Genomic DNA, 545 nt, shown 5'->3' with positions numbered 1-545 from the left:
GGGACCTTTTTGTAATTATTTTCGGATTTCGGACCGATCTGGAAAAATTCGGGCCTCAGGTTTTCCAAAATTAACCCGCGGTCCACAAATTTTTCCAGATCGGTCCGAAATCCAAAAAAAATTACAAAAAGGTATGGAGAAGCTTAGATCAAATCAGTTATACACCAAGTTCAGCAAATGTGAATTTTGGTTAACAGAAGTCGCTTTCCTTGGACACGTTATCTCAGCTGGTGGAGTCTCAGTTGATCCAGGCAAGGTAAAAGATGTGCTCAATTGGATGCCACCTGCAACTGTTTTAGATATTCGGAGTTTCCTAGGATTAGCAGGATACTACCGTTGATTCATAAAGGATTTCTCCAAAATAGCCAAGCCAATGACGAAGCTATTGGAGAAGAACAGGACTTTTGAATGGACAAAGGAGTGTCAAGCTAGTTTTAAAGAGATGAAGAAACGACTTACTTCATCACCGGTATTGATTCTACCCGACCTGACTAAGAAGTTTGACATTTACTGCGACGCTTCTCGTCAAGGATTGGGATGCGTAT

2 protein-coding genes are annotated in these 545 nt (G+C 41.1%); both read left to right on the top strand.

Features of this window, described 5'->3' with window-relative positions:
• On the top strand, window positions 1-340 hold a 340-nt coding region (locus ACQY5W_RS13510; RefSeq protein WP_428025488.1), incomplete at its 5' end, for a hypothetical protein.
• Window positions 341-373: 33 nt separating this feature from the next.
• Window positions 374-545: ribonuclease H family protein (locus ACQY5W_RS13505; protein WP_428025489.1), on the top strand; the 172-nt coding region annotated here is incomplete at its 3' end.

Source organism: Arcobacter sp., assembly GCF_050300555.1.
GTDB lineage: Bacteria > Campylobacterota > Campylobacteria > Campylobacterales > Arcobacteraceae > Arcobacter.
The sequence above is the reverse complement of the archived record's forward strand: the minus strand, read 5'-3'. Positions and strand labels throughout refer to the sequence as shown.